This is a genomic window from uncultured Sphingorhabdus sp., assembly GCF_937872355.1.
Lineage (GTDB): Bacteria > Pseudomonadota > Alphaproteobacteria > Sphingomonadales > Sphingomonadaceae > Sphingorhabdus_B.
Window position 1 is genome coordinate 1 of the sequence record NZ_CALMSV010000192.1, and the last position, 6,532, is coordinate 6,532.

The window sequence follows — 6,532 nt, forward strand, 5'->3', positions numbered from 1 at the left end:
TGTAGCTCAGTTGGTTAGAGCGCCGGCCTGTCACGCCGGAGGTCGCGGGTTCGAGCCCCGTCACTCGCGCCATTTTCCTGTTTCCATCCACAGCAATAATGGCCGCAGAGGCGCGATCCAGATCGTGCCCAAAAACAGATACACAATCGCTTGCAACCAGATCGGCCAACCGCCAATGACGTCGGACTGGCTTCCGATGATCCATGCAAGCACCGCCACAATGCCCAATATTATGAACATGCCCGCGGGCTTGCGCCATGTCGGCGGTGGCGGTGGGGTAGGGGGGGTCATCGACTGATCCAGCTGCTTTCGGTAAGAACGGCATCCATGGGCATGTCCCAAGGGTCTGAAGGAAGGTTTTCGGCCAATTGCACCGACCATGCTACCCCGATCGCGATGCTGTTACCCAGCACGCTCAACGCACGGTCATAATGCCCTGCGCCCTGACCGAGCCGCATCAGCTGCGTATCAAAGGCAACCAGTGGAACCAGCACGATGTCAGGCGTTACTTCGGGCGCATCGGCTTTGGGTTGCGATAACCCAAAGGGGCCATTTTCAAGCGGATCTCCGGCTTGCCATTGCAAAAAACGCATCGGTGAAGTCTTGCTGGTGACATAAGGCAAAGCAAGCGTGCATCCCTGTTCGGCAGCGGCCGTCAGCAATTTGGCAGGATCTGCTTCAGAGCCGATCGCGACATAGCCCGCAACAATCTTTCCAGGGGTACAGAGTTGCGCAAGCGGGGAAGGCAGGCAGCTGAACGAAATCGCTGCTTCGCCGCTCGTCAGATTGGCGACAAAATTGTCGCGCGTTGCCCTGAATTTCCGCCGCAGATCAGATTTGACGTCACTTTGCGGCACTTGCAACCCTTTGAAAAACGTAGCGGAACCACCATGGGTCGTTTTCCGGAATATCCTCTGACGCCATTACGTCAGGTGGGCGCCATATAACCTGAACCAGGGCTCAGGCAGGGATAGCTCCCTTGGATGATTTTATCGCCTCAGGGATGTTCTCTTCAGCTCGTGCCGGGCAGTCCCGCCACAGCCAATCTAGGCGTGCAGGCCTGCCTGCTCAAGCCCGGAAGCAAAAGATTCTACGCGTGCGGCCAGCTTGTCGAGTGATTGCGCCATTTTCAGCGCAGTTTGCTCGTCGATCGTCTTGCTTGCAGGCACCATTGCGACGCCACCATTGGCCTCATTGAGTTGATCCGCCAGCAAAAGGGCCGCAAACAGCAACTGGCGGCTTTCATTCAGTCCGCCCGCGCTGCCACCTGCTTCGCGCGCCTTGGTGTCCACCATGCGACCGAGATCAATCAATCGCTGCTCTTCTCCGTCACGGCAGGTCACGATATACTCGCGGCCAACGATGTTCAGCCTGACCTCAGCCATGCGTCGACCCTTCCTTTGCAAGTAAGTGATCGATTTCGGCCACAGCCTGCTCTGCGGCCGATTTCAGCGCGGAATAACGCTGCTCCAGATCCGGATCGGCAGCGCCAAATTTCGGTAATTTCGCTTGCTCAAGCCTGGAAATTGCCTGCTCCAGTCGACCGATTGCTTCGATCATTTGTTGTTGTGCCATAGCTTGTACCCCGTTCCTGTGACAAACTAGCAAAACTGTGGCGATTGGCAACGCGCGATCTGGGCTCGATTGCCGCATTTCTTCGTGACTTTGGCTTGACCCGTGCCGCCTCGCTCCCCAAAGGAGGCGCGAGCCGACTCGTGCAGTCATCATGAAATTTTGTGCTGGGGCTGCTCTAGCGGGCAGCAAAAGGGGTAATTTGCATGTCCGCCAACCTTCAGATGATGGCTAACGCGATCCGGGCGCTTTCAATGGATGCCGTTCAGGCAGCTAATAGCGGCCATCCGGGTATGCCGATGGGAATGGCCGATGTCGCGACCGTTCTTTACACCAAATATCTGAAATATGATGCTTCTGCGCCGAAATGGCCCGATAGGGACCGGTTTGTTTTGTCGGCTGGCCATGGATCGATGCTGGCCTATTCGACGCTGTATCTCAGCGGCTATGCCAGCCCGACCATCGAGAATATCCGCAATTTCCGTCAGTTGCATAGTCCATGTGCCGGACACCCCGAGAATATTGAACTCGAAGGCGTTGAAAGCACGACTGGTCCTCTGGGGCAGGGCTTGGCTATGGCGGTGGGAATGGCCCTTGCCGAACGCCATTTGAATGCGGTTTTCGGCGATGAACTGGTTGATCACCGCACCTGGGTGATTGCCGGCGATGGCTGTTTGATGGAAGGTATCAATCACGAAGCGATTGGTCTGGCAGGGCATCTGGGGCTCGGCCGCCTGATTGTGCTGTGGGACGATAACCGCATAACGATTGACGGCAGCACCGACCTTTCGACTAGTGAAGACATCAAGGCGCGCTATGTCGCCACCGGATGGCATGTTGAAAGCTGCGATGGGCATGATTTTGCTGATATTTCTAGGGCGATAGAGGCTGCACTTGCGGACGGTCGCCCGTCATTAATTGCGTGCAACACGCTGATCGGTAAGGGCGCGCCAAATAAGCAGGGTACGTCTGCAACACACGGTTCGCCCCTGGGGGCGGACGAAATTGCCGCTACTCGGGCCGAGCTGGGATGGAACTATCCGCCGTTTGAAATTCCGGCGGAAATTATCGATGCGTGGCGTGCTGCTGGCAAACGCGGCGAAGTTGCTCATGGCGATTGGAATAATCGTTTATCTGCAAATGCTAATGGTGCAGAGTTCATGCGTCGCATGAATGGTGAGCTGCCGCAAAGCGATGCGATGCAAGACTATCTGGCATCGTTGATCGCCAATCCTGCAAAGGTGGCAACGCGCAAGGCATCTGAAATGGTGCTTGAAGTCCTGACAGCGGCCATACCGGAACTGGTGGGTGGTTCGGCAGACCTTACCGGATCGAACAACACCAAGACGAAGTCGACCGGTCCGCTTACGCGCGATGATTATGCAGGGCGCTATGTCTATTACGGTATCCGCGAGTTCGGCATGGCAGCCGCTATGAACGGCATGGCGCTGCATGGCGGTATCATCCCCTATGGCGGCACTTTCCTGGTATTTTCGGACTATTGCCGCAACGCCATCCGCCTGTCCGCCATCCAGCAGCAGCGCGTCGTCTATGTAATGACGCACGACAGCATTGGTCTGGGTGAGGATGGTCCGACCCACCAGCCGGTCGAGCATATTGTCAGCCTGCGCGCGATGCCGAACCTCACAGTTTTCCGTCCGTGCGATACAATCGAAACCGCAGAATGCTGGGATCTGGCGCTGAAAAACAGCAAGGGCCCGTCGCTATTGGCACTTTCACGGCAAAATCTGCCGCAGCTGCGCACCCACGTCAGCGAGAATATGTCGGCGAAGGGCGGCTATCGCATGCGTGCAGCGACTGCGTCGCGCAAGGTCGTCCTGATCGCAACCGGATCGGAAGTCGAACTCGCGATGAAGGTGGCAGACGCACTGGAAGCCGCAGGGCAGGGTGCCGATGTCGTCTCGATGCCCAGCTGGGAACTTTTTGACGCTCAAGACGCGGCTTATCGCGCAGAAATCCTGCCCAACGACGCACTCAAGGTTTCGATTGAAGCCGGCGTCACCTTGGGCTGGCAGCGTTATACCGGAAATGATGGCCTCAACATCGGTCTCGACAGCTTTGGTGCCTCGGCACCAGCAGAAGACCTGTATAACTATTTCGGTTTCTCGGTCGATACAATTGTAAATAAAATCCAAGCTAAGTTAAAAGCTTAAAGGGAGTATTTAATATGGCTACCAAAGTTGCGATCAATGGGTTCGGCCGCATCGGCCGCCTCGTCGCGCGCGCAATCCTCGAACGGAATGACCATGATCTTGAACTGGTCGCGATCAATGATCTGGCGGACGCCAAGTCGAACGCGCTGCTGTTCAAGCGCGACAGCGTCCATGGCGCATTTCCGGGCACCGTAGAGGCCGATGGCACCGACATCATCGTCAATGGCAAGCGCATCCATGTGACTGCGGAACGCGATCCGGCAAACCTCCCGCATGGCGCAAATGGCGTCGATATTGCGCTTGAATGCACCGGTTTCTTCACCGATCGCGACAGCGCGGGTAAGCATCTGGCAGCCGGCGCCAAGCGCGTTTTGATCTCGGCTCCTGCAAAGAATGTCGACAAGACAATCGTTTATGGCGTCAATCACGGCGTCTTGACGTCAGATGACAAGATTGTTTCCAACGCAAGCTGCACCACCAACTGCCTCGCGCCGCTTGCCAAGGTCGTACACGAAACCGTCGGTATTGAACGCGGTCTGATGACCACGGTTCACGCCTACACCAATGACCAGAAGATCCTCGACCAGATCCACAGCGACATGCGCCGCGCGCGGGCTGCCGGCATGTCGATGATCCCGACCACCACCGGCGCTGCACGCGCAGTTGCCGAAGTGCTTCCCGAATTGAAGGGTAAGCTTGACGGTTCTGCCATCCGCGTTCCGACCCCCAATGTCAGCCTGGTCGACCTGACCTTCACTCCGTCACGCGATACCAGCGTTGAAGAAATCAACGCGGCGCTGAAGGCAGCATCGGAAGGCGCGCTCAAGGGTGTTCTCGCTTATTCGGACGAGCCGCTGGTTTCGATCGACTACAACCACTGCCCGGCAAGCTCGACCATCGACAGCCTCGAAACCACTGTGCTTGAAGGCAAGTTGGTTCGTGTTGTCAGCTGGTACGACAATGAATGGGGCTTCTCGAACCGCATGGTCGACACCGCTGGCGTAATGGCTGGTCTGATCTAAGGAAACGACGTCATGGCCTTTCGCTCCCTTGACGACCTCGGCGACCTAACCGGCAAGCGCGCTTTGGTGCGGGTCGACTTGAACGTACCGATGGCGGAAGGCCGCGTCACCGATTTGACCCGCATGCACGCGCTTGCGCCGACGGTGAATGAACTTTCGGCCAAGGGTGCCAAGGTGCTGTTGCTGGCGCATTTCGGCCGTCCGAAGGGGCAGAAGCACAGCGAAATGTCGGTTTCGATGACGCTGGATGCGTTGCAGCAAGTCCTGGGACGCGAAATCATGTTCGTTCCTGAAATCTATGGCGATGTTGTTGCGCAATCGCTGTCGATCCTATCCAATGGGGACGTCGCACTGCTCGAAAACAGCCGTTTCTGGGCGGGTGAGGAAAAAAACGATCCCGAACTGGCTAAGGCGATTGCCGCCAATGGCGACCTTTATGTCAACGATGCCTTTTCAGCGGCGCATCGTGCGCATGTAACCACCGAGGGCTTGGCGCATTTGCTGCCCGCCTATGCTGGCCGTTCGATGGAGGCTGAACTCAAGGCACTTGAAGCCGCATTGGGGGCGCCCGAGCATCCGGTGGCTGCCGTTGTCGGTGGTGCCAAGGTTTCGTCCAAGCTCGATGTGCTCAACAACCTCGTCACCAAAGTAGATCATCTGATTATCGGCGGCGGCATGGCCAACACCTTCCTCGCCGCGCGCGGTGTGAATGTGGGCAAGTCACTGTGCGAGCATGATTTGGCCGACACTGCCAACGCCATTTTGGATGCAGCCGATGCTGCCGGTTGCACGGTGCATCTGCCTTACGATGTCGTTGTCGCAAAAGAGTTCCGCGCCCCCCCGCCTGTGCGCACCGTCAACGTGCATGAAGTAGCGGCCGATGAAATGATCCTCGATGTCGGCCCCGCTGCTGTGGAAGCATTGGCCGATGTATTAAAGAATTGTCGCACCTTGGTCTGGAACGGTCCGATGGGCGCATTTGAAATCGAACCCTTTGATGCTGCTACGGTTTCGCTGGCTAGAACGGCTGCCGCGCTGACCAAGGAAGGTTCGCTGGTGTCGGTCGCAGGCGGTGGCGATACCGTTGCCGCGCTGGCGCATGCAGACGTGACTCAAGACTTTACCTTCATTTCGACAGCAGGCGGCGCCTTCCTCGAATGGATGGAAGGCAAGGTATTGCCCGGCGTCAAAGCGCTGGAAATCATCGCCTGAATTTTACCAATCGAGCTGTTGCGACTTGCGCGATGGAACGCTAATGGCCGCCGCGACATACGTATGCACAGATAGGGAGCTCCCATGAACACCGCTGACATGACCGCCAAGATTGCCGCAGGCCAGGGCTTTATCGCCGCACTCGACCAGAGCGGCGGCTCGACGCCCAAGGCGCTCAAAGGCTATGGCATCGAAGAAGGCGCGTGGAGCAATGACGAGGAAATGTTCGGCCTGATCCACGATATGCGGTCGCGGATCATACGGTCGAAGGCGTTCAATGGTGACCGTGTGATTGGCGCAATCCTGTTTGAACGCACAATGGATGGTACGGTCAACGGAAAGCCGACCCCGGCGGCGTTGATCGAAAAGGGCGTGGTGCCATTTATCAAGATCGACAAAGGCCTCGAAGACGAAGCCAGTGGCGTGCAGATGATGAAGCCGATGCCCGAACTGGATGCGCTGCTCGCGCGTTCGAAGGCGCTGGGCGTTTTCGGCACCAAGGAACGTTCGGTTATCAATTCGGCCAACCGCGAAGGCATCGCAGCTATTGTG

The 6,532-nt window shown here is 57.3% G+C and carries 8 protein-coding genes and 1 other RNA gene; 4 read left to right on the plus strand and 5 right to left on the minus strand.

Annotated elements, in window-relative coordinates; genetic code table 11:
- Positions 1–60: 60 nt before the first annotated feature.
- The 5 genes from Q0239_RS12630 to Q0239_RS12650 all read right to left on the minus strand — a co-directional run bounded on the left by Q0239_RS12630 (position 61) and on the right by Q0239_RS12650 (position 1,575).
- A complete protein-coding gene (locus tag Q0239_RS12630; RefSeq protein WP_298603409.1) occupies positions 61–291 on the minus strand; it encodes a DUF2842 domain-containing protein in 231 nt (76 codons plus the stop codon).
- On the minus strand, positions 288–857 hold the full coding sequence (locus Q0239_RS12635) for a 5-formyltetrahydrofolate cyclo-ligase (RefSeq protein ID WP_298603411.1): 570 nt from the start codon (positions 855–857) through the stop codon (positions 288–290). The genes Q0239_RS12630 and Q0239_RS12635 overlap by 4 nt, the downstream gene beginning before the upstream one ends.
- A gap of 21 nt (positions 858–878) precedes the next feature.
- A non-coding RNA gene (gene ssrS, locus Q0239_RS12640) (6S RNA) lies at positions 879–1,036 on the minus strand.
- Between the two features lie 10 nt (positions 1,037–1,046).
- Positions 1,047–1,385, minus strand: coding sequence for a cell division protein ZapA (locus Q0239_RS12645; RefSeq protein WP_298603413.1), 339 nt, complete (start codon positions 1,383–1,385; stop codon positions 1,047–1,049).
- A complete protein-coding gene (locus tag Q0239_RS12650) occupies positions 1,378–1,575 on the minus strand; it encodes a hypothetical protein (RefSeq protein ID WP_298603415.1) in 198 nt (65 codons plus the stop codon). Before Q0239_RS12650 ends, Q0239_RS12645 begins: the two co-directional genes overlap by 8 nt.
- Before the next feature lie 203 nt (positions 1,576–1,778).
- Between Q0239_RS12650 and tkt the strand changes: the two genes are divergently transcribed.
- The 4 genes from tkt to Q0239_RS12670 all read left to right on the plus strand — a co-directional run.
- A complete protein-coding gene (gene tkt, locus Q0239_RS12655; protein WP_298603417.1) occupies positions 1,779–3,746 on the plus strand; it encodes a transketolase in 1,968 nt (655 codons plus the stop codon).
- 14 nt (positions 3,747–3,760) lie between these two features.
- Positions 3,761–4,768: a type I glyceraldehyde-3-phosphate dehydrogenase gene (gene gap, locus Q0239_RS12660; RefSeq protein ID WP_298603419.1), complete on the plus strand. Its 1,008-nt coding sequence runs from the start codon at positions 3,761–3,763 to the stop codon at positions 4,766–4,768.
- A 12-nt stretch (positions 4,769–4,780) separates the two neighbouring features.
- On the plus strand, positions 4,781–5,980 hold the full coding sequence (gene pgk / locus Q0239_RS12665; protein ID WP_298603421.1) for a phosphoglycerate kinase: 1,200 nt from the start codon (positions 4,781–4,783) through the stop codon (positions 5,978–5,980).
- 84 nt (positions 5,981–6,064) lie between these two features.
- Positions 6,065–6,532, plus strand: a 468-nt coding sequence (locus Q0239_RS12670; protein WP_298603423.1) for a class I fructose-bisphosphate aldolase, incomplete at its 3' end; no start/stop codon positions are given.